Source organism: Paenibacillus sp. J22P277, from assembly GCF_059383675.1.
Map to the genome: position 1 here is coordinate 218,820 of NZ_JBXENS010000003.1, position 20,911 is coordinate 239,730.

The following is a 20,911-nucleotide window of genomic DNA, read 5'->3' on the forward strand; positions in this document are numbered from 1 at the left end:
CGTCTCTCCTCTAATACAGCAGCCGAATGATTCGGCTGTCCGTAACGATGCTCATGATATGAACCGCCAAGCGGTTGCCGTCGATGTCATGCCGAAACATGACCAGCGCGGCTTGATGCCGCAAATCCCCCGGCCGAAGCAATGGGAGCAGCGGCGTCGTCGGCCTTCCCGCGGCCGGAATGTCCGCGACCGGGAGCTGCTTGCCCTGCCCGTCGCACAGAACGTAGGCGTCCTCCAGACGCTCTATCGAACGGAACGCGACAAGCAGCACGGGGTTTTTGTCCGCCAACGGATGCTTGATCTCGTTCTTGACCCGTTTGATGGCTTCCGGGAAAGAATCGGTCGCAAGTGCCTTCAACCGCGAATAATCCTGCGTCTCCGCGTCCCGGAACTGGCCCTTCTCCCATCTGATCCGCGCATTCGTTTCGCCGGGGTAGACGAACAGCTCGTCGGTCTTCACGACGGCGTGCACGGTGTCGTCCTCCCGCATCGACTTGGCCGCGCGAAACGGACGCAGGTTGCGGGTGACGCGAATCGTCCCGTCCTGCAAATCGGCCCACCAGCCCGCGTCCACGAATTCGCCGCGGGCATGGTCCGCGTAAGACAGAAACGAGAGCTGCAGCAGCTCCGTCCCGTTCCGTACGCGGCCGAGCTCCCTGAGCTCCGCGAGCTGCCAGGCATGGCCGAGCAGCTCCTCGAGCGTCGATTCGGCATCCATCGGCAGCTCCGGCTGCGCCGCGCGCCGCTCCAGATAGCTCCTGCCTTTCTTCGCGAGCGCATGCAAGGCGATCAATCGTTCCATCGCGCCGGAATATACCGCTTCCCGCTCCTCCTCCGATCTCAGCGCCAGCGCCAGCTCCCTCAGTTCCGCCTGCGCGCCGGGAAGGAAGTAATTGCCGAGCTCCTTGGCCTGCTCCTCGATGAGCTGGACGGTCTTCTTGTCCATGCCGCCGAGACCGGTCTGCGCGAGCTGCAGGACCAGCTTCTCCAAGATGCCCAGACCGTCCAGCTGCGTCCGGATTTTCTTGGTCAGCGCCGATTTGTTGACCTTGCGCTTCGGCTTTTCGCCGTCGCCTTCCGTTTCCGCCGAAGCGGTTTCTTTCTTCTTCTCTTCGCGCTTCTCCGCTTTCTCCCGCTTGTCCGCGATGTCCTGCGGCAGTACGGCCGTCTCGAATTGCTTGCCAAGCGCCCGCGCGTACAGGAGTCCTAGCGTATGCTTGCACGGAAACTGCCGGCTTGGGCAAGTGCAGCGGAACACCGGATTATCCGCCTGCGCGTAATCAACCGAACAGCGATAAGGGTCTTTGCCGCTGCCCTTGCATTCGCCGAACAGGAGACTCCCGTCTTCGGTTACGTTCAGCAGCCGGAAACTGTTCTTCTTGACCAGATCCCGGCCATTCTTCATCGCGCCCGCGTTCGGCGCCAAGCTGTCGACATAAGCTTCGGTTATGGATGTCATCGTCTACCTCGCATGAATTAAGGGATGCTTCCTTACTTCCACGCGATGCCGCTTTTTTCCTGTCCTTCACGTAAAATCCATCTGCGCCCCCGCTCCCGAACGCAAAAAAGCCGTCCTCCCCCGCGGATTGCCCCGGGTAGAACGACTGCTTGACAGATGATATGGCTAGATTAAGTGGATAAACGAAGCGAATAGAAGCCGCGGTTACGGATGGATGCCGCCATCGCTAGCCCTTCTCCAAACGCTCGAGCACGGGCTTCCAGCGCTACGGCTATCGCCCGTTCGATGTTCATTCTCCGCCAGCCTCCCTTTCCCCCTCTGGCGCCAATACCACCTGATCGCCAAGCCGGATTCGGCCGGTTCGGACCACGGAAGCGTACGCGCCGAAATTATTGTCGAAGGCTTGGTTCACCTGCTTGAGCAGGGACGGATCCTTCGCGAGGGTATCGGGATCCATCGTAATCATGACGCATCGTTCGCAAAGGCTGTCCACCCGCAGCCGCACGTCGCCGATCGCGAGCGTTCGTCCGAGCCACTCTTCTTCGCCCGGCGCGCCGTCGGCGAGCGTGACGACGAAGTTGCCGCGAAACCGGCGCTGATCCACGTCTTTGCCCCACAGCTCCGAAAGCCTGCGCATCGAGGCGTCGGTGACGAACAACAGGCTCCCTTCGTCGACCGACATCAGCTGCGGATGCTCCGGATGCGGGTCTTTCAAGCGCGACATCGCGATGGAGGTCGAAGTAAGCCGTTGAATATCGCCGAGCAGCCTGTCATCCCACCCGAAGCTGCGCCCGTCGGCTGCCGTAACGCGAATCTCCCCATTGTCATAGCGGGCTTGATAGGACAGCATGTCCGGGATTTTCCGGGCGGTCACGAACTTGCTCCAGCCTTCCTTGGTCTCGTCGTAGAAGGCGCCGATCCGGTCGCCCAGCATGCCGTACGGTTCGAGATCGCATTGCGCCAACGTTTCTCCGCCGAACGACTTGACCGGAAAGCGGTTGATTTCGCTGATATGTCCTAGGGTTGCTTGCATGATATATTCCTCCAGACCGGTATAGGATCTACGATTTTCTTTCTTTGCCTTGCAATGCAAGCGCTGCCGTCCCAGATGGCGATTCCTTAGGCCTCATAAAATAGATATTTCAAATCAATTCGTCTATAATCATTGGCATACAGAATGACCGGAGGTTATCGCTTATGGAGCTTAGACAGCTGGAATATTTTCACGCGATATGCGGCGAGCTTCACTTTACGCGCGCGGCGGACAAGCTCGGCATCTCGCAGCCGACGCTCAGCCATCAGATCAAGTCGCTGGAGGACGAGATCGGAACGCCCTTGTTCGACCGAATCGGCAAGCGGATCGCCTTGACCGAAGCGGGCTCCGTCCTGAAGTCGCATGCGGCCGTGATCTTCGGCGCGCTTCGCAGCGCGAAGGATCAGATCGAGGAGCTGCACGACGGGGAACGGGGCTCCTTGTCCATCGGATCGCTGCCGGGCGAGCTCAATCACCTGGTCGCCTCGCAGCTGGTGGAATACAACAGGCATTTTCCGAAGATCCGGATCAAGATCGTCGCCGCAGAGGACGTCGCCGAGAAGGTGATCCATAACGAGCTGGACGCGGCCGTCACGCTTCTTCCGGTGGACGAAGAACGGCTCTCGGCGATTCCGCTCTACGACGAACAATTTTATTTGACGGTGTCCCGCGACCATCCGCTCGCGGAGGAGACGTCCATCCCGTTCGCCGACGTGCAGCAGCTGCCCGTCATCTGGTTTCCCCAGGACCACAAATGCCGGCAGCTGATCGAGGCGACCTGCAAAATGACCGGCTTCGCCTTGAATCCGATCATCGAGACGAATACGATCGAATCGATCATCAACTTGGTGAAATCCGGAGCCGGCGTCAGCATTTTATCGAAATCGCTCATTCAGCTGTACAACGACGGCCATGTCCGGGCGATTCCGATCGTCGATCCCGTCCTGCACCGGCAAGTCGTGATCATCTACAACCGGGACAAGTTTCTAAGCCGCTCGGTCAAGGCGTTCATCGATCTGCTCGGGCAATTCGTGGAAGATCACAATATCCGGGAGGGCCTGTTCGCGAATGGCTCCGGCGCTTAAGCGCTACTCTGTCTCGAATAGCGCCGCGTACCGGCCGTAGCCTTCCCGCTCCAGCGCCTCGGAAGGAACGAACCGCAGGGCCGCGGAGTTGATGCGGTAATGCAGCTTGTCCGGTCCGGGACCGTCGTGCAGCAGAACGCCCAGATAGGCGTTCGACAGCCTCGCTCGCAATATCGTGCGCACCGTGCCGCCGCCGAAGTCCGCTTCCTTGCGAATGAAGCCTTCCTCCAACGGCTTGGAGAAGCCCGGCCAGCCGTCGCCCGAAGCGAATTTCTCCGCCGAGGCGAACAACGCGTCGCCGTTCACGGCATCGACGTACAGGCCGTCGCGGTCGCTATCCCAATACGCATTCTCGAAGGGCAGTTCGTCCTCGCCGTTCTGGGTGACCCGGAACTGGAGATCCGTCAGCTGCTTCTTTAATTGATCGTTGTCTTTCTTGCCTTTCCAATGCTGCTGCGCAAAGGCATCGCGCCCCGACCCCTCGTGGTACAAATTGTAGTTTCTTCGATGGGTCTTGTAGTAGTCCTGGTGCTCGTCTTCCGCCGGATAGAACTTCCCGGCCGTCAGAATTTCCGTGACGATCGGCCGTTTGAAGCGGCCGCTCTTGCGCAGCGCCTGCTTGGAGGCCTCGGCCTGCTCGCGCTGCTCTTCGTCATGCGCGAAGATCGCCGTCCGGTACGAATGTCCGCGGTCCTGAAATTGCCCGCCGTCGTCCGTCGGATCAATGAGCTGCCAGTAAATGTCGAGCAGCCGCGCGTACGGGAAGATCTCCGGTTGAAACGCGATCTGCACCGCCTCGTAATGCCCCGTCGTCTCCGTGCCGACTTCCTTGTAGGTCGGATCGTCCGTATGCCCGCCGGTATAGCCGGATACGATCGATACGATGCCCGGGAGCTCGTCGAACGGTTTCACCATGCACCAGAAGCAGCCGCCCGCGAATGTCGCGAGCCGCGTGTCCGCCTGTTCGATATCCATTGCGATTGCTCCTTTTTATGCGAGCGGAATCCCGCTTGCGAAGAATTCGATTTCCATTCTAATTGTACCTCTAAGGCTTACGTCCGTCGTGCCTATTGTGCGCGTCTACGGAGCGCGTTGGATCAATTCGATCGCTTCCTCGATGTCGACGAGAAATTCCGTCATCTCGATCATGTCCTTGACGCGCAATTTTTCCGCCGCCGCTTCGGTTTCCCCGATCAGGACAACGAAGCGAATCCCTTTGGACGAGGCGCTCGCCAGCGATTTGCGGAGCTTGCGGCCCGTGACCTCCACCCGCGTGCGGATGCCGCGATTCCGCAATGCGGCTGCGGCTTTGAGCGCATCCGGCATGCTGTCGCCGATCGGAATGACCATGGCGGACGGCATCGCCGGAGCCAGGCTGCGGCCGCGCAGCATCTCCATGATGGATTCCGTCCCGAACGAGAGACCGACCGTGGGATACCGGATGTCCGCCTCGCCGACCAGCTCCCCGATGATGGCATCGTACCGGCCGCCTCCGCCCAAGCTGGACCCGAAGGCGCCGGACGCGTCGAAGATCTCGTAGACCGTTCCGGTATAGAACGACAAGCCGCGCGAGAGGAACGGATCGAATCGGCAAATGCCATCCAGTCCGAGCTTCCGGATCAGGTCCTGAAGCGCGATGACTTCGAGCGCGCCGGGCTGCCCCAGCAGCTCGTACTTGCCGGCCACCTGCTCGAACGTCGGCTCGTCCAGCTCGATGAGCGCCATGAGCTCGCTCGCCGTCTCCTCGTCCAAGCCTTTGCCGAGCAGTTCCTGTCTGATCTCGGCGCTTCCGATCTTCGCCGCTTTATCGAGCGTCAGCATGACGGAGTTCTTGAAGTCCGGCAGGATGCCGACGGCTCCCAGCACCTCCCCGAGAAACCGCCGGTTGTTCCATTTGAGCGCGATCGGAATGTCCAGTCTTCGGAACGCTTCCGCGGCCAGCTGCATCAGCTCCGCCTCCGCCTCGGGGCCGGCGACTCCGACCACGTCGGCGTCGCATTGCAGAAATTCGCGCAATCGCCCGCGCTTGACGGGGCCGTCCCGAAACACCTTCCCGATCTCGTACCGTTTGAACGGCAGTTCGATTCCCGGATTCTGCGCCACGACCTTGGCGAACGGGATCGTCAGGTCGTACCGCAGTCCGAGGCTCCGCTTGCCCTGGTCCGTCAAGCGGTACATTTCCTTGAGGATCTCGTCGCCTCCGGCATACTTGGAGGCGAGGAGCTCGAGCTCGTTCAGGATCGCCGAGTCCATCTCCTCGAAATCGTACCGTTCGAACGCATTTTGCAGCACGGTCCGAACCTGCTTGCGCACCGCCTGCTCTTGACCGAAATAATCGTTGGTTCCCTTGACGTTTTGCATGGCTATCATCCCTTCCCGCTGTGACAGATAAAAAAACGCGCAGGACCTCGTGGTCCTGCGCGTGCGTATGCCGCAGGGAGGCCAACGCGAGATGCGCTAGCCCGCCCTGTCGTTGACGGGCGTGCTAACGCTGCTTGTGACGATGGAGGCGATATGCGGCGAGCATGGACATGAGCATGTTCGATACTCCTTCACGGCTTGCGGATTAGCGAAATTATAGCGGATTGCGGCGCCGGATGCAAGTGCGTCCAGCGGGATGCCTGTCCGACAATCAGTTTATCCATTCTTCCCGCGTTTGAGACCGGCGGCATTCTCGTAATGCGGTTCCGGAAACAATCATTCGCCGAGGATGACGCCTGGCGCGCAGAACTCGATATGCAGCTACTCCGGCCCGGCTTCCCGCATGAATTCGCGCATCAACTCGCGGGGCGAAGCCCATTTCGCGAATTCGCTCTGGAGATAAGCGTTGAACCAATACGCATGGTATACGCGCATCCCTAACCGGGAGGCGCCTTCAAGCTCGCCGGAGCCGCCGTCGCCGACGAACGCGCACGCCTCCGGCCTCGCCCCGAGACGATCGCAGGCAAGCCGATAAATCGCGGCATCCGGCTTGCTGCACTTCGCCTCATAGGAGAATAAGCAATCATCGAAGTACGCGGACAATTCCGATTTCCGCCAATCGGCCACTTCTTCCTCCGTGCAATTGCTGATCAGCCCGAGCTTGATCCGCCTGCCGCGGAGGAACGCCAGAAGCTCGACGATCTCCGGTCGGATATGGCGAAAGGGGAGCCGTTTCTCCTCCAGCCGCGCTTGCTTCAACTCGCGAATCGCCGCTTCGTTAACCGGCAGCCCTCTGCACGCGACGATGTCCCGGATCACGTCCTCGAAGGCCGCGAACTCGCCGTTCATCCGCCGCGCTTGGCGTTTTCCCCATTCGGCCTTGAACGCTTCGTTCGGCAGCCCCAGCAGCTTGGCGTAATCGTAATTTCGGTTCGAAAGTCTGCGCCCGTCCGCGAATTCGGTCACCAGCGTTTCGAACAGATCGAAAAAGACGGCTTCGATGGTCATGTCGATCGCTCCGTTTCGCATGCGTTCTCATAGACGAGGTGAGCATACTCATCGCCGGACAGAAAGCCTAGGCCAGCGTATAGCTCCGCGGCTTTATTGCCGGCCGTCACGAATAATCGAATGACGGGAAAAAACGGTTCAAGTGCGCCGATCGCCCGGCACAGCATGTTCCGCCCCAGGCCATGACTTCGAAAGTCGGGATGAACGGCGACGTCGTATATCAGGGGCAAGTCCTCCCATAAAGAAACCAGGCAATAGCCTGCGAGCTCGTTTGTCGCTTCATGAAAGACGATCGACGAGGCATGGTTCAGTTCCGCCCGCCGCTGATGCTCAAAGTAATAGAAGACGTCTTTCAGATAGGCTTCCGCGGCATCCTCGTCGAGTCCGCCGCGATAGGCCGCCTTCTTGAGCTCGACGATTGCCCTCAAGTGCTCCCGCTCGTCGGGATGGACCCGAACGAAACCCGACAAATCCGGAAGCGCAAGACTTTCCGTCGGCCTGATCATGCATTTCCTCGCGCTCCGCATGCCGAATCCCGCGCTTTCGTAGGCGCTCAACTGTTCGGGCAATACGTTGTGGGCTTCAATCCGCCCCGGATTGTCGGCCATCCGCAAACAATGATCGGTCAGAAAACGCACCAGCTCTGCCGAAAACGAGTGCGGAGGTACGACGAAGCAGGAGCCCAATGCATTTTCCGCCAGCGATATCCCGGCCACGCGCCGTTGATCCCGCATCACCCAGTAGCAATCGGTTGCCTGCAGCATCATGTCCTGCACGTTCCCCCAGCTAGGCCGAAACCAGACGTTCTTGCGATACGTAGCAAAGTACTTCGCGTAGACGCTCTGATCGGCGGGCTGCAGCGAGAAAGCCGAAGCGTCGTGCATAAACCTTCTCCCTCCCCGATTCCAATTATGACTTCATGTATGATTTCGTGTAAGATTTTGCGATAGGAACTCGGGTTCCCTGCAAGATAACGTTGCAACGCCTAATATCAGTTATGCATCGGATGCGTTCAAGCATTCGTCGACCCACCGGTAACAGCGCTCCAGCTCGTCGTCGCTTATCCAATCCGAGCGATGCTCGAACATGATTTTGGCCTCGTCGTTCTCCCGCCCAATAATTCGCAGGTAATCCTCGATCGGAGCCCAGCCGTCCGCCGTGCTCAGATGCGGCAATACCGGATGGTTGCTGTTCGTCAGCCGATCCGTGATCTGCGCGTTCTTCAAATGAATGATCTCCGCGTAGCGGGCGAATCTGCGAATGACCGAACGCGCATCGAAATGCGGATCCAGACGGTCCTGCGCGTGCAGCCTGCCCGTATCGACACAAAGCCGGATTCGGGGATGCTTGTCCAAGAGCCGCTCGAGGAAATCCGTCTCGTAGACATAGCGATTCAGCACGTCGAACTCCAGAACGGGCGTGAATCGGTACGCTTCGCCGGCCGCGGATAACCAGTCGAACAGCGTCTCGCTTCTCGTCTTCAGCGCCTCGAACGAATACCGGCTTTCGAATTCATGCTCGCGCGGATCCGAGAACCGCCATCCGCTCCAATCGACCCGGTCGTCCAAGATGACGGGCTTGGGGTAATGAAATAGCACATAATCGGGCTTCACGGCGATCAGGTCGTCCAATTCCCGCCCGATCAGCTCGAACGCTTGCGCGCGAACCTCGTCGTCCAAGGCCAGGAACAGCGCATCCCGAAGCTCGGATCTGCCCGCCCGCAGCGGAAAGTGAATGCCGATGCGGAACCCGTCCCGCTTCGACGCTTGGATCAGCTTCGACGAATCTTCTTCCTGCTCAAACAAACATGCCTCGATGCCGTAGAAGCCTGCCCGGAAATCCCTCCGGTACTTCGCTTCGTCGAACGATCCGTATAGGACGATCATGAAGCGGTTATCGTTGTTCGCCAACCTGCCCATCCCTCCCATCGCTGGAATAATATCACAATACCATCATTTCGGTCATCTTTTTGCGTAGCAATGCCCCTTCCCCGCGGGTATATTTGGAGGTGCCCGCCGATCGTATGGCCGCCGCGGAGCTCCGATCCGAACGGAGGTGATGAAGCGTAAACCTGCGGCCTCAAGCACGCTTGCCTTAGTCCTTGCACGGCATTGATGAACGGTAACGCCAACTCGTATCCTGGGAGGAATATGATGAAGATCCGAAATTTACGAAAGCGTTTTCTAACCGCTGCGTTCGCGGCATCGCTCGTTATCGCGAGCACTTCGGTCGGTCCGGCGACCACGAACGCGGCCGGTACCGCATCGGCGAACAAAACCTTGTCCAGCCCGACGGTCGACGGCAGCCTGAGCGAATCGGTATGGACGCTCGGCAGCACCGCCGGCGCGACGACGATCGGAACGCCGAACAACGCGGTCACCTTCGGCACGCTGTGGGACGCCAATTATTTGTACGTCGGCGTCAAAGCGCTGGACAGCGCCCTTAATAACGACTCCGCCGTGATTTTCGACGACGATTCCTTCGATATCTACATTGACGCCAATCATAACAAAGGCACCTCCTACGACAGCGCCGACCGCATGTTCCAAGTGGCCTACAACGACGGCGCCCTCGTCGAGAAAAACAACAATACGAGCGGTGTCCTCCATGCGACGGCATCCATCACGGGCGGGTTCACCGCCGAGCTCGCGATTCCTTGGAGCAGCCTCGGCGTTACGCCGGCCGCCGGAACGGTGATCGGACTCGATATCGCCAACAACGACGACGATAACGGCAGTACGCGCGACAGCCAGAAGGTCTGGAGCGGTACGGCCAACAACTACACGGATACGTCCGGGTTCGGCGACCTGACGCTCTCCGCCACGACGGTCGGCAGCGCCCCTGCCGGCACGGCTTCCGCCAACAAGACGCTGGCCGCCGTCACGACCAACGGAAGCTTGAGCGAATCCGTCTGGAGCATCGGCAGCCTCGCGAACAAGACGACGATCGGAACGCCGAACGACACGCTCAGCTTCGGCGCCCTTTGGGACGCGACCTACCTGTATGTCGGCGTGAAAGCCTTGGACAGCAATCTATTCAACGACTCTTCCCTGATCTATGACGACGATTCCATCGATATCTACATCGACGCCAACCATAACAAGGGTACGTCCTACGACAGCTTCGACCGCCAGTTCCAGGTTGGCTACAACGATAGCTCGCTGACCGAGAAGAACGGCAATACGAGCGGCGTCCTGCATGCAACGGCAGCGATTACCGGCGGCTTCACGGCCGAATTGGCCATTCCATGGAGCAGTCTTGGCGTAACGCCGTCGGCCGGAACCGTGATCGGACTCGATATCGGCAATAACGACGACGATAACGGCAGCACGCGCGACAGCCAGCTCGTGTGGAACGGAACGGCCAACGATTATTTGGACACGTCCGCCTTCGGCGATCTGACGCTGTCCGGCACCGCCGTCGGCACGCCAAGCGCGGAGACGGTCGGCGGGGGCAGCATCTCGAGCCCGGCGATCGGCCCGGCGCCGACGGGATCGTTCTCCGGCTTCACGCTGGTCAAAAACTGGCATTTCGGCACGACGGGCACGATCAAGAACACGAGCGATCTCGTCAGCGAATTCCAATTCCACGATCAATTCGGCACGATCGCGAACGGCACCAACTACGGCGCGGTCATCGTCGCGCCGACGGCCGCCACTGCGCTGGGCAGCACGCCGACGGGCGCGCAGCCGGTCGAAGATCCGAACCATCCGGTCCGCCAATTCACGTCGGACTCGCTCAAGACGTTCCTCGTCCCGCTGGGCGGCGCGACCACCGTCTCCCCGGGCCAGCATAACGTCGGCAACGGCTCGATCCAGGCCAAGTGGAATCTCCCGAACGGCGGCTCGCTTCTCGGCCGCGACATTCTGTGGGAAACGCGCGTCCGTTACGACACGCCGCAAGCGTTCTGGTTCGCGCTCTGGAACGCGGGCAATCAATGGAATCAAGGCGCCGAGATCGATCTGGTCGAGAGCTTCGGCTACGACAACGGCGGAGGCAACACGAACTTCGACGGCCGCTACTGGCATTCGAACAGCGTCAACAATCCCGACGCCATCAACTACAACAGCTGGTCCTCGGGCATGGCCGCCGGCGGCGTGAGCTCCTTCGACCCGCTGCAGTACCATACGTGGCAGCTGCTGTACGCCCATGACAATTCGTACAAAATGTACATGGACGGCCATCTGGTGCAATCCGGCAGCAATTACAATTGGACGGTGGGCAACGTGCCGGGCGGCACGCCGATCGATTTCGACTTCATGTTCGACTTCGGTTGGGGCCATACGCAGGTCGCGAGCGTGAACAAGACGCTTCCTGCTTCCGCGCTTTCCGGCAAATATTACGAAATCAACTACAGCCGCGTTTATCTGAAATAAGTTCGCTTGGGAGGCCGGATCTCGATCCGCCTCCTTTTTCTTCGGTTTCCGGGCCCGCTCGAGCTCATTCCAGAACGTCAGCCGGGTTCCGCTCCCCTGCTTCCGGCATCCCAATCGTTCCCCGCATTGCAAACCGTCTCCGTTCGTCATACAATACCAACTGTCGCGCCATTCTAGCAGACTCAGGCGACTTGGGAGATTCATCATGAACAAATCCGCATTGCTCCAACTGCTGCTCGCCATGGCGATCTTCGGCTCGGTCGGCTTCTTCTCCGGTCTTACCGGGCTGCCCGCGCTCGAGCTCGTGTTCGTCCGCTGCATCTGCGCGATCGTCTTTCTGACGGCGGCATGGCTGCTGACGGGCGCTTACAAGAAAGAACGATGGTCCGGCAGGGAAACGGCGCTGATCGCGGCGTGCGGCGTAACGAACGTGCTCAACTGGCTCCTGCTGTTCAAAGCGTTCGAGCTCATCTCCGTGACGATCGCCATCTCGCTCTATCATCTGGCGCCGATCCTCGTCCTGCTGGCGGGAAGCTTCCTGTTCAGGGATAAATTAAACGGGCTTACGATCGCCGCCATCGCGGGCTGCTTCATCGGTACGTTAGGCATTATCGGAACGGACGGCTTTCGCGCTTCGTCCCCGGGCTGGGACGGCATGCTGTGCGCCGTCGGCGCCGCCTTCTTCTATGCCGCGACGATGATTCTCGGGAAGAGCATCCGGCAAACGAGCGTTTACGCGACGACGCTGATTCAGATGGCGATCGGCATGCTGGTCCTGCTGCCCTTCGTCCGTTTCGGCGCCTATTCCGTCTTGACGGGCGAGCAATGGCTGTACGCCGTCGTGACCGGCATCGTGCATACCGGCTTCGTGTATTTGTTATTCTTTCACAGCATTCGGCATCTGCCATCGCCCGTCGTGTCGCTGCTCGTCTTCGTCGATCCGGCGGTCGCGATCCTGCTCGATACCGCCGTGACCGGGTTTCGCCCGGATACGCTGCAGCTCGCGGGGATCCTGCTGCTGTTCGGCAGCTTATTCGCGGCGCTGGCAGCCCCGCTGCTCCGAAAACGCCGGACATTCCGACAGCGATGACCGATCGATCGAGCGTGCGCATTTGGCAAAACGCAGCGAAAAAAGCCTCCCTATGGAGGCTTTTTTCGCGTGATGGGACTGCGCCCGCGCATCTAGGCGCTTGCCTTCTTACTTCGTCCGCAAATAAAGGATTATCGGTTAGGATTTCCCGTTCTCGTAAGAATCTTGGACATATTCGTTCACGGCCTTCGCATCGAAATCCGTGGATACGCTGAGCGAGGCCCATTTTTCCGTTTCCGCCATTTTCGCTTGATCGACGGCGCGGGCGATCGAGACCGCATCGCTGCCGAGCAGCAGCCGAAGCGGCGGATTCTCGTGATCGACAATGGTTATGATGGCTTGCGCCGCTTTCGCGGGATCGCCGTTTTGCTTGCCGCTGGAAGCGCGGGCATGCTTGATCAGCGCGCCGACCGTGTCTTGATACCCATCGCTCGGTTCGACATGGCTCATCGACGAGCCCGCCCAGTCGGTCCGGAAGCCGCCCGGTTCGATAATGGTCACCTTGAGCCCAAGCGGGGCAGCTTCCTTGGCCAGCACCTCCGAGAAGCCTTCCACCGCCCATTTGGCCGATTGATAGGCCGCGAGGCCGGGCGCGCTCGAACGTCCGCCGATCGACGAAAACTGCACGATATGTCCGTAGCCTTGCTCCCGAAGCGCAGGCAGCGCCGCCTTCGTCACATTGATGACGCCCCATAGATTCGTCTCGATCTGCGCCCGGAAGTCTTCGAAGGACGTATCCTCGATCGCGGAGATATTGCCGTAGCCCGCGTTATTGACCAACACGTCGATCCGGCCGAAGGCTTCGATGGCGGCTTGGACGGCCGCCGGAGCTTGTTCGGCATCGGTGACGTCCAATTCCAAGGCACGGACCCGGTCGCCGTATCGCGCCGTTAGATCAGCCAGCTGCTCGGGCTTGCGCGCCGTCGCGATCAAGCGATCGCCCTTCTCCAAGACGGCCTCCGCCAGGCTGCGGCCGAAACCGCGCGAGCTGCCGGTAATGAACCATACTTTCGACATCGATATTCCTCTCCTTATCGCAAACAAGATTCGTCTTGCTTCCTGCGCGTTCCGCTGATCGAAACGCTTGGATAGAAGAATAGCATGAATCGATATCGATGTAAACAATTATTATCTATTTTGTCTATTGTGTATTTTATGTGTATACTTTAGCGAGAATCATGTATAATAGAGGTTAGAGAATGGTTAAGGGGATAAGCGAATCATGCCGAACTATGATGCGAGGACGAAATTACTCAAGAAATTGATCGATTCCGTCATGAAGGATGGCTTCCAATCGCTCCGGATGGACGATATCGCCAAGCATATGGATGTCAGCCGAGCCACCATGTATAAGCATTTCTCTTCCAAGCAGGAAGTCATTGAAGGCGTCGTGCGGATCTTCATCGATTATATCGAAAGGCTGGATGAGCGGACCGACGAGGCCGACGAGAAATCGTACGGCATCTGGTTCCAGCAGTTGTTCGAGCAATCCGTGTCGCTCGTGGGGAAAATTTCGGACGTCTTCTTCAAGGATCTGCAGGCTGCCTATCCGGAGCTTTACGACGAGCTGAAGCACACGCTGCACAATCGCGAGCAGCAGACGCTCGCTTTTTACCAAGACGGCAAGAACAAAGGAATCTTCAATCCCATCAACGAGAAGTTCATTCTGCTGCAGGACAACGTGCTGCTCCGGGAGATCATCAACGTGAAGTATTTGCTGTACAATCAAGTCACGATTCAGCAGGTGCTGCAGGATTATTATCAGTTCAAAAAAACCCAATTATTCAAGACGGATAAGCTGTCGCTCGTCGACGACGCCAATATCGAACCCGTGATCGACCATATCGTCGAGAAATTCAACCGCACGCTCGCTTAAACCGGCCATCGTCGGTTCCAATGCAGCAAACAGAGTCAAGGTATGAAAAAAAGCCGCATGCAGCGGCTTTTTTTGCGTTCTAGGCGAGATGAAAATCACAAGTAACGGTTGAGCTCTAACGTGATGACGGCTGGACTCCAACCGTTCCAAGCTCGACTCCCCGGATCCCATGAATGCCCGGATGCGCCCGCGTGCCGCAAGGCCGTTTCATCCCTCTACGCTTGCATTGATTCCTTGATACCATACCGTAGCCGCATTACGCCGTTCCCCAACGAATCGAATTCCAGCAGCCGCGCTTCTTGATGCTTATAGCTTTCGGTGTCCGTCAACAATCGGAGTCCCTCTCCCTCCAGCGTCGGAGCGATGACGAAGACGAGTTCGTCGACAAGCCCTTGAGCGAGAAAAGCATTATGCAATTCGGCTCCGCCCGAAAGCAAGGCCGTCCGGTGCCCTCGTTCTTGCAGGTAACGCAGCGCTTCCTTCGGCGAAGCGGCGACCTTGACGCCCGGAAGATCCGGATTGCCGCTCGAGACGGCCACGATGTCCAATTCGCCGAAAGCGCCCCCTCCCCCGCTGGCAAGCATGCCTTCGAATGTGCGCCGGCCGACGATGAAATTGCCGACCGCTCTCGCCTGCCCCGCAAAATCCTCAAGCGCCTCCTGCTTTGGCGGGTTGTCGGGACCCGACTGCGCGTAATTGCCGTTTGCGGTTAACGTTGCCCATAGGATGGTTTTCATTTCCATCTTAATTCCTCCTTGCGCGTTACAAAATGCGCGGTTTGTTTGCTTCCCGGTCCTCGTGCGAATGCGCCGACGACGGCTGCCGGTTTCAACCGAAACGTTCGCTGCGACCAAATCCCTTCCACATCCAATAGGTTAGCGTTCTATGGCAGATTTGAAAAGTAGTTACATTAATGTGCAATAGTTTCAAAAAATGAATGATAGAGAATTGCTAAGCATTTTCAGCGTCGTCGGTTCGGATTCGCGTACGCGCCCGCTATGAAGAAATCCGCGCACGGCAAAAAACCGCGCGAGGGGCGCGGTTTGCCAAACGCTCTTCCCCGTTAGCGGGACGAGCTGCGGGTATCGGCTTCAACGAATTTTCGCAGGCAAGCGCTGCAAATGCATACTTTGCCGCGCAGCTCCCGCGGGACAAGCTCGAACAGCTCCCGCGGGAAATAAGCCTTGCCGCACCAACAGTCATGGCTGCCTTCGCAGCCGTTGGTTTGTCCGCAAATCGGACAATTGGTTTGCGCTGCTTGGTCATGCATCGGGCGGTCCTCCCCTCATCATTCCGCGATTCCCGTTCTGACGGTTCGATTCTTACTCGATTATAGGACGAGCCCATACCGTTGGCAATCGGAATGCTGACCGAACAGAGGAATTCGCCAGACCCACGGATGGCCTTATGCTCGCACATAGCCCACCCCCAGACTCACGCATAGATATGCCACGTCGCCAAGCTCCCCGGTGTTTCCGGGTTTGTCCGGCTATCCCCGGCTTTTTCGGCTCTTCCGCTTTGCCGTCTTTACCGCTTTTCCGGCTCGTTGAGTTTATCCGTTTTGCCGTCATCATCGGCTCCATAGACTATTCCGGATTTTTCGGCTCCTCCGATTTCTTCGATTTCTTCGGGTTATTCAGGATCAACCTTTTACTCCCCGTACAATTCCAGAGCTGCCCGCACCGCGGCGCCCGTCCGGATGGATGCTCCGTGCAGCGGAAGCACGGCTTCCAATGCCGCCAGCGTCAACAGCACGTTGGACTTGCGGCAGCTGTAGCCCATCGTGCCGATCCGCCAAATGCGCCCCTGGAGCGGGCCGAAAGAGCTTGCGATCTCGATGCCGAAATCCGCGAGCAGCCGGCTGCGGACCGCTTCTCCGTCAACGCCCGCGGGGATGCGAACGCAGGTGACGACAGGCATTTTGCAGCTCTCGTCCCCGTAAAGCTCCAGTCCCATCGCCAGCAGTCCCGCGACGAGCGCGCGTTCGTGAAGCCGATGGCGCGCGAACCGTTCCGCGAGTCCTTCTTCCAGCGCCAGCCGCAGCCCTTCGCGCAGACCGTAGAGCATGGCCGTCGCTTCGGTGTGATGGTTAAGCCGCCGCGGCCCCCAATACTCCTGCAGCTGCGTCAGATCCAGGTAATTGCTGCGGATGAACGCGGAAGCATCTTCGTCGGCATAACCTTCCGGCCGGATCCCCTTCTCGATCCGCTTCCTGCGCAGCAGGCGCGCTTCCACGCGGTCGTTGTACGTAATCGGCGACATGCCGGAAGGCACGGACAAGCATTTCTGCGTTCCGCCGACGACGGCATCGAGCATCCACGCATCCGTCTCCACGGGCACGCCGCCGATAGTGGCGACCGCGTCGACCGCGAGCAGAATGTCCCGTTCGCGGCAGGCGCGGCCGATGTCGGCGAGCGGCTGCAGCCGTCCGGTCGACGTCTCGCCGTGCACGATGGCGACCAGGCTCGGCTGCAGCCGGTCGATCGCTTCGATCACCTCGATCGGCTCGAAGACCGTGCCCCACGCCTTCTCGATCGTCGCCACATCGGCGCCGCAGCGCTCCGCGATCTCGGCGAGCAGGTAGCCGAACCGGCCGAAGATCGGCACGAGCACGCGGTCTCCCGGTTCGATCAGTCCCGTCAGCACCGCTTCGAGTCCCGACCTGGAGGTCCCGTCCACCGGATATGCCCAGCGGTTGGTCGTCCGGAACAGGTCGCGCAGCATATCCATCGTCTCGTTCATGAGCGCCGTGAATTCCGGGTCGAATTGGCCGAGAATCGGATACGAGAGCGCCCGCGAGACCCGCGGGTCCACCTCGACCGGCCCTGGCGTCATGATGATGCGGGGCGAAGGCGACAAATCCGCGTATTTCTTCATACCGATCCCTCCCCGTAAGCTAGCGCGTACAGCAACCCGGTCAAGACGTCCGTGCCGCGCTCGAGCTGCTCCGGCGCCGTGTATTCCTCCGGCGCGTGGCTGATGCCGCCGCGGCTCGGCACGAAGATCATCGCCGTCCGGCAGACGGCCGCGAACAATCCCGCGTCATGCCCCGCCCCGCTTCCGATGCCGCGGCAGGCATACCCTTTGTCGGCGCAAATCCGCGCGATCGCCGCTTGAAATCCGGCGTCCATCGGCGAAGGACGCTCGGCGAACCAGCATGTCAGCGACGCCTTCACGTCGTTCCGGTCCGCGATGTCGCCGAAAGCCGCGAACGTCCGCTCGCAGAAGGCTTGAAGCGCATCCTCGTCCCGGTGGCGGATATCGAGCGAGAACCGGACTTTGCCGGGGATGACGTTGGCGACGTTCGGCATCGCGTCCAGCTTGCCGACCGTCGCGACCAGCCCGTCGCCCGCCGCGACCGCGGCGTGTCGGAGCCAGACGATCATCTCGGCGCCGACGGCAAGCGCGTCCGCGCGGATCGCCATCGGCGTCGTCCCGGCATGCCCGGCGCGACCGTCGAGATCGACGAAATACCGACGCTGCCCGTAGATGGCGTCGACGATCCCGATGTCGCAGCGCTCGCGCTCCAGCACCTCGCCCTGCTCGATGTGAAGCTCCGCGAACGCGCCGATATCCGACCGCCTGCTGAGCCGGCCGGCTTCCGGATCGAAGCCCGCTTCCAGCATCGCCGCCCGCAGCGAGATGCCGTTCGGATCCACGGCGTCCAGGCATCCGTCGAACCGCTTGCCGCCCGTCACATGTCCCGAACCCCAGTACGCGAGCGGGAAGCGGCTGCCCTCTTCCTCGCAGAACGAGACCGCCTCCAGCGTCCGCCGAGGCGGTCCGTACTCGCGCTTCAGCCGCGATAATGCCGCGATGGCCGCGGCGATCCCGAGCGCGCCGTCGAATCGACCGCCGCGTCGCACCGTGTCGATATGCGAACCGGTCAGCACCGAAGAGGCCGCGCCGTCCGTCCCGGCCAATCGGCCGTAGACGTTGCCGACTTCGTCGACCGAGACCGCGAGCCCGGCATCCCGCATCAGGCCGGCGACCATGCGCTGGGCTTCCTGCCAAGAAGCATCGTACAGCAGCCGGGTGACGCCCCCCTCCGGATCCGCGCCGACCGCGGAAAGCCGCTCCAACAGCTCCGTTGTCGTCTTGTAAGCCTCGCTTGCCTCCATGCGATCCCCCCTATCCGATGATTCGCGAAGCCGAAGCTTGGGGGCGCAGGCGCCTCCCGCTCGTTTGGCGCTCCGTATCCAATCCGCCTTGGTCGGCATGCCGATCGTAGACGACGTTTCCTCTTAACAGCGTCTTCTCCACGCGGCAGCCGAATGCGAATCCTTCGTAGGCGCTGTGAGGATGGCGATACTTCAATTGATCGGCCGTCAGGATATACGGCGCGTTCAGGTCGACGATGGCGAGATCCGCGTCCAGCCCGGGGGCGATCGCGCCTTTGCTGCCGCTCAACCCGAACCTTTCGGCAGGTGCCGCCGACAAAGCGCGAGAGAGGATCGGCAGCGGGATGCCGCGTTTGTGCCAGCCTTCGCCGACGAGCAATTCAAGCGTGCTTTGCCCGCCGAGAATGCCGCCCCAGACATCGAAATAATTCCCGTCCTTCACGTCCTTCATGGACGGCGGACACGGCGAATGGTCGGAGGCGACGATATCGATTCCTCCTTCGGCCAATTGCCGCCATAACGCCTCGCGCTCGCGTTCGCCCCGAATCGGGGGCGAGCACTTGGCGCCGGCGCCGATCCGGATGACATCCTCGCCCGTGAAAGCCAGGTAATGCGGGCACGTCTCCGCCGTTACGTCAATTCCGGCGCGCTTGGCTTCGCCGACGAGCTCGATCGCTTCGGGCGTGCTGATATGGACGAAATGCAGCTTGCAGCCGGTCCGCCGACCCATATCCAGCGCCAGCGTCACGGCTTCCAGCTCCGCCTCCGCCGGTCTGGAAGCCAAGTAATCCCGCATGGCCGTCTTCCCGGCGGCTTGCTTGGCGGCGGCCAGCTTCGCTACGACGGGCTCGCTCTCCGCGTGCAGCGCCAGGATGTGGTTCAACGACGCGATGACCTTCATGCCTTCGAACAGCGTGTCGTCGTCCACGTTCGCGAAACACCCGTCGCCCGTGTCGCCCGGCGACGACATGAACGCTTTGAAGCCGACCACACCGGCTTCGGAGAGCGCCGCAAGCTCGCCTGCATTGCCCGGCACGAGCCCGCCCCAGAGCGCGTAATCCACGCGGGCGCCGCTGCGCCGTGCCGCGGCCAGCTTCAGTTCGAGCGCGCCCGCGTTCACCGTCGGCGGCAGGCCGTTCAGCGGCATGTCGACGAACGTCGTGCAGCCGCCCGCCGCAAGCGCGGCCGTGCCGGTCGCAAAGCCTTCCCATTCGCCGAGACCCGGTTCGTTGAGATGCACGTGGGCGTCGACAACGCCCGCGAACACATGTCTGCCCGAGGCCGAAACGATCCGATCTGCCTCCTCCAAGGGGAGATTCGGAGCGATTTCCGCGATTCGCCCGTCCTTGATCCCGATGTCCAGCACCTCGACGCGGTCCCGAAGCACTACGCAGCCGCCCGTCACGACGACATCCCATTGTTTGCTTAGCATCTGGCTCTCCTCCTCTCGCCATGACAACGTCAGATCCAGTAACCCGCCCGAAACGGGCGTAACTTCTTACCGCCATCGCCTTCCTTGCACATTCGCGTCATATAACCTGACACATAAACTTATTGGTTACATAATAGCCTGAAATTCACGGATTGTCACTCACCGAATCGCATGAAATCAAGCGCCTGCTTTAACTTATTTTGAAATAGGTACCCGTCACGGTCCACATATGTTATTTTAATGATACAAAACATACCACACATGTGAAACAATACCCATAACACCCGAATGACGGGAGCGGGGAGGACGGCTATTTACCGGGCCAACGGCCTGCTTTTGGCTGCAAACCTCGTCAAAATACGCAAAAGAAAGAAAATGTTCCCAGAGTAAAATCTAACGACTTCGTTCGACAGATTAATCGCCGCGTTCTTGCTACGATATCTATTGGATTGACATAAAGGCGGGATGGAGGGGATAATAGTGCGATTGGATATAGTACATATAATCGAGCAATTAGGAATTGACTCGGCGAAATTCGACGAATGGAAAGTTGCTGTTTTAGGGAGTAGCGAAGCGCAGCAATTGGATCAGACAATTCCCCCGGAAGCTGACGATACCGGTCAAGCTTCGGAACGTCGGAAATAATCCGGCGAATCCTACCGTGTCCTCATTATCTGACTCCAATCAAACGAAAGAAATAAAAGGCAAAACCATTGAAAAGTGGTGACGCAAAGCTATAGGGGCTGAAATGCCAGCCAGCTGCCGTATGAGGAGGAATCGTTCGTGGTTAAACACATCACCGATGAAAATGTACAGGAACTCGTCGACGCTTTGCATCTTGACTATGAAGTGCTCTTGGAAAGGTATCAATTCGCCATTGGCGGGAAAAGCTTAACGCGCGAAGAATCCATTCGCTTCATTGAATTTCTGAGATCGGAACTCGGGAATCAAGCAAAATAAAAGCCGCTTACCGGACATTGGACCGGCAGGCGGCTTTTTTTCGCATGCGG

Annotated in this window: 19 protein-coding genes and 1 riboswitch; of the genes, 5 read left to right on the plus strand and 14 right to left on the minus strand. The window is 59.6% G+C overall.

All coding sequences use genetic code 11. The features are described from left to right. Positions 1–10: 10 nt before the first annotated feature. From AC50YL_RS09990 to AC50YL_RS10000, 3 genes are all read right to left on the minus strand, one after another. Positions 11–1,459, minus strand: coding sequence for an SWIM zinc finger family protein (locus AC50YL_RS09990; RefSeq protein WP_494831548.1), 1,449 nt, complete (start codon positions 1,457–1,459; stop codon positions 11–13). A gap of 170 nt (positions 1,460–1,629) precedes the next feature. Beyond that, a complete protein-coding gene (locus AC50YL_RS09995) occupies positions 1,630–1,752 on the minus strand; it encodes a hypothetical protein (protein WP_494831550.1) in 123 nt (40 codons plus the stop codon). After that, positions 1,749–2,492 (minus strand): MOSC domain-containing protein, encoded by a 744-nt coding sequence (locus AC50YL_RS10000; protein ID WP_494831552.1) that lies wholly within the window; start codon positions 2,490–2,492, stop codon positions 1,749–1,751. The genes AC50YL_RS09995 and AC50YL_RS10000 overlap by 4 nt, the downstream gene beginning before the upstream one ends. Positions 2,493–2,656: 164 nt before the next feature. Between AC50YL_RS10000 and AC50YL_RS10005 the strand changes: the two genes are divergently transcribed. After that, positions 2,657–3,577: a LysR family transcriptional regulator gene (locus AC50YL_RS10005; RefSeq protein WP_494831554.1), complete on the plus strand. Its 921-nt coding sequence runs from the start codon at positions 2,657–2,659 to the stop codon at positions 3,575–3,577. A gap of 3 nt (positions 3,578–3,580) precedes the next feature. Here AC50YL_RS10005 and msrA read toward each other — a convergent pair whose 3' ends face one another. The 5 genes from msrA to AC50YL_RS10030 form a co-directional block, all read right to left on the minus strand. Continuing rightward, entirely contained in the window at positions 3,581–4,552 is a 972-nt protein-coding gene (gene msrA / locus AC50YL_RS10010) for a peptide-methionine (S)-S-oxide reductase MsrA (protein ID WP_494831556.1), read from the minus strand. Positions 4,553–4,657: 105 nt separating this feature from the next. After that, a complete protein-coding gene (locus tag AC50YL_RS10015) occupies positions 4,658–5,938 on the minus strand; it encodes a histidine--tRNA ligase (RefSeq protein ID WP_494831558.1) in 1,281 nt (426 codons plus the stop codon). A gap of 381 nt (positions 5,939–6,319) precedes the next feature. Further along, positions 6,320–7,006 (minus strand): HAD family hydrolase, encoded by a 687-nt coding sequence (locus AC50YL_RS10020; protein WP_494831559.1) that lies wholly within the window; start codon positions 7,004–7,006, stop codon positions 6,320–6,322. Further along, a complete protein-coding gene (locus AC50YL_RS10025; protein WP_494831560.1) occupies positions 7,003–7,890 on the minus strand; it encodes a GNAT family N-acetyltransferase in 888 nt (295 codons plus the stop codon). The genes AC50YL_RS10020 and AC50YL_RS10025 overlap by 4 nt, the downstream gene beginning before the upstream one ends. 111 nt (positions 7,891–8,001) lie before the next feature. Further along, positions 8,002–8,916 carry a sugar phosphate isomerase/epimerase gene (locus tag AC50YL_RS10030; protein WP_494831562.1) on the minus strand — a complete coding sequence of 305 codons (915 nt, stop codon included), beginning with the start codon at positions 8,914–8,916 and terminating at the stop codon, positions 8,002–8,004. 240 nt (positions 8,917–9,156) lie between these two features. Between AC50YL_RS10030 and AC50YL_RS10035 the strand changes: the two genes are divergently transcribed. Both AC50YL_RS10035 and AC50YL_RS10040 read left to right on the plus strand, forming a co-directional pair. Then, on the plus strand, positions 9,157–11,382 hold the full coding sequence (locus AC50YL_RS10035; RefSeq protein ID WP_494831563.1) for a sugar-binding protein: 2,226 nt from the start codon (positions 9,157–9,159) through the stop codon (positions 11,380–11,382). 205 nt (positions 11,383–11,587) lie between these two features. Continuing rightward, on the plus strand, positions 11,588–12,472 hold the full coding sequence (locus tag AC50YL_RS10040; protein WP_494831565.1) for a DMT family transporter: 885 nt from the start codon (positions 11,588–11,590) through the stop codon (positions 12,470–12,472). A 138-nt stretch (positions 12,473–12,610) separates the two neighbouring features. Here AC50YL_RS10040 and AC50YL_RS10045 read toward each other — a convergent pair whose 3' ends face one another. Beyond that, positions 12,611–13,489 carry an oxidoreductase gene (locus tag AC50YL_RS10045; RefSeq protein ID WP_494831566.1) on the minus strand — a complete coding sequence of 293 codons (879 nt, stop codon included), beginning with the start codon at positions 13,487–13,489 and terminating at the stop codon, positions 12,611–12,613. 205 nt (positions 13,490–13,694) lie between these two features. Here AC50YL_RS10045 and AC50YL_RS10050 point away from each other — a divergent pair, with 205 nt between their 5' ends. Further along, positions 13,695–14,348 carry a TetR/AcrR family transcriptional regulator gene (locus AC50YL_RS10050; protein ID WP_494831567.1) on the plus strand — a complete coding sequence of 218 codons (654 nt, stop codon included), beginning with the start codon at positions 13,695–13,697 and terminating at the stop codon, positions 14,346–14,348. A 215-nt stretch (positions 14,349–14,563) separates the two neighbouring features. Here AC50YL_RS10050 and AC50YL_RS10055 read toward each other — a convergent pair whose 3' ends face one another. From AC50YL_RS10055 to allB, 5 genes are all read right to left on the minus strand, one after another. After that, a complete protein-coding gene (locus AC50YL_RS10055) occupies positions 14,564–15,091 on the minus strand; it encodes a dihydrofolate reductase family protein (protein ID WP_494831568.1) in 528 nt (175 codons plus the stop codon). Positions 15,092–15,411: 320 nt separating this feature from the next. Beyond that, the gene (locus AC50YL_RS10060) at positions 15,412–15,618 is read right to left on the minus strand and encodes a cysteine-rich CWC family protein (RefSeq protein WP_494831570.1); all 207 of its coding nucleotides are present in this window, start codon (positions 15,616–15,618) and stop codon (positions 15,412–15,414) included. A 380-nt stretch (positions 15,619–15,998) separates the two neighbouring features. Continuing rightward, on the minus strand, positions 15,999–17,225 hold the full coding sequence (locus tag AC50YL_RS10065; RefSeq protein ID WP_494831572.1) for a pyridoxal-phosphate-dependent aminotransferase family protein: 1,227 nt from the start codon (positions 17,223–17,225) through the stop codon (positions 15,999–16,001). After that, positions 17,222–18,469: a M20 family metallo-hydrolase gene (locus AC50YL_RS10070; RefSeq protein ID WP_494831574.1), complete on the minus strand. Its 1,248-nt coding sequence runs from the start codon at positions 18,467–18,469 to the stop codon at positions 17,222–17,224. The genes AC50YL_RS10065 and AC50YL_RS10070 overlap by 4 nt, the downstream gene beginning before the upstream one ends. Positions 18,470–18,479: 10 nt before the next feature. Then, entirely contained in the window at positions 18,480–19,901 is a 1,422-nt protein-coding gene (allB, locus tag AC50YL_RS10075; RefSeq protein ID WP_494831576.1) for an allantoinase AllB, read from the minus strand. Positions 19,902–20,594: 693 nt separating this feature from the next. Next, positions 20,595–20,668: riboswitch (cyclic di-GMP riboswitch) on the plus strand. Between the two features lie 16 nt (positions 20,669–20,684). Between allB and AC50YL_RS10080 the strand changes: the two genes are divergently transcribed. Continuing rightward, positions 20,685–20,861, plus strand: coding sequence for a hypothetical protein (locus AC50YL_RS10080; RefSeq protein ID WP_494831578.1), 177 nt, complete (start codon positions 20,685–20,687; stop codon positions 20,859–20,861). The last annotated feature ends 50 nt before the right edge of the window (positions 20,862–20,911 follow it).

Coding starts and splice junctions, on each gene's coding strand:
- AC50YL_RS09990 (WP_494831548.1), bottom strand. CDS start 1,459: ATGACATCCATAACCGAAGCTTATGTCGACAGCTTGGCGCCGAACGCG.
- AC50YL_RS09995 (WP_494831550.1), bottom strand. CDS start 1,752: ATGAACATCGAACGGGCGATAGCCGTAGCGCTGGAAGCCCGTGCTCGA.
- AC50YL_RS10000 (WP_494831552.1), bottom strand. CDS start 2,492: ATGCAAGCAACCCTAGGACATATCAGCGAAATCAACCGCTTTCCGGTC.
- AC50YL_RS10005 (WP_494831554.1), top strand. CDS start 2,657: ATGGAGCTTAGACAGCTGGAATATTTTCACGCGATATGCGGCGAGCTT.
- msrA (WP_494831556.1), bottom strand. CDS start 4,552: ATGGATATCGAACAGGCGGACACGCGGCTCGCGACATTCGCGGGCGGC.
- AC50YL_RS10015 (WP_494831558.1), bottom strand. CDS start 5,938: ATGCAAAACGTCAAGGGAACCAACGATTATTTCGGTCAAGAGCAGGCG.
- AC50YL_RS10020 (WP_494831559.1), bottom strand. CDS start 7,006: ATGACCATCGAAGCCGTCTTTTTCGATCTGTTCGAAACGCTGGTGACC.
- AC50YL_RS10025 (WP_494831560.1), bottom strand. CDS start 7,890: ATGCACGACGCTTCGGCTTTCTCGCTGCAGCCCGCCGATCAGAGCGTC.
- AC50YL_RS10035 (WP_494831563.1), top strand. CDS start 9,157: ATGATGAAGATCCGAAATTTACGAAAGCGTTTTCTAACCGCTGCGTTC.
- AC50YL_RS10040 (WP_494831565.1), top strand. CDS start 11,588: ATGAACAAATCCGCATTGCTCCAACTGCTGCTCGCCATGGCGATCTTC.
- AC50YL_RS10045 (WP_494831566.1), bottom strand. CDS start 13,489: ATGTCGAAAGTATGGTTCATTACCGGCAGCTCGCGCGGTTTCGGCCGC.
- AC50YL_RS10050 (WP_494831567.1), top strand. CDS start 13,695: ATGCCGAACTATGATGCGAGGACGAAATTACTCAAGAAATTGATCGAT.
- AC50YL_RS10055 (WP_494831568.1), bottom strand. CDS start 15,091: ATGGAAATGAAAACCATCCTATGGGCAACGTTAACCGCAAACGGCAAT.
- AC50YL_RS10060 (WP_494831570.1), bottom strand. CDS start 15,618: ATGCATGACCAAGCAGCGCAAACCAATTGTCCGATTTGCGGACAAACC.
- AC50YL_RS10065 (WP_494831572.1), bottom strand. CDS start 17,225: ATGAAGAAATACGCGGATTTGTCGCCTTCGCCCCGCATCATCATGACG.
- AC50YL_RS10070 (WP_494831574.1), bottom strand. CDS start 18,469: ATGGAGGCAAGCGAGGCTTACAAGACGACAACGGAGCTGTTGGAGCGG.
- allB (WP_494831576.1), bottom strand. CDS start 19,901: ATGCTAAGCAAACAATGGGATGTCGTCGTGACGGGCGGCTGCGTAGTG.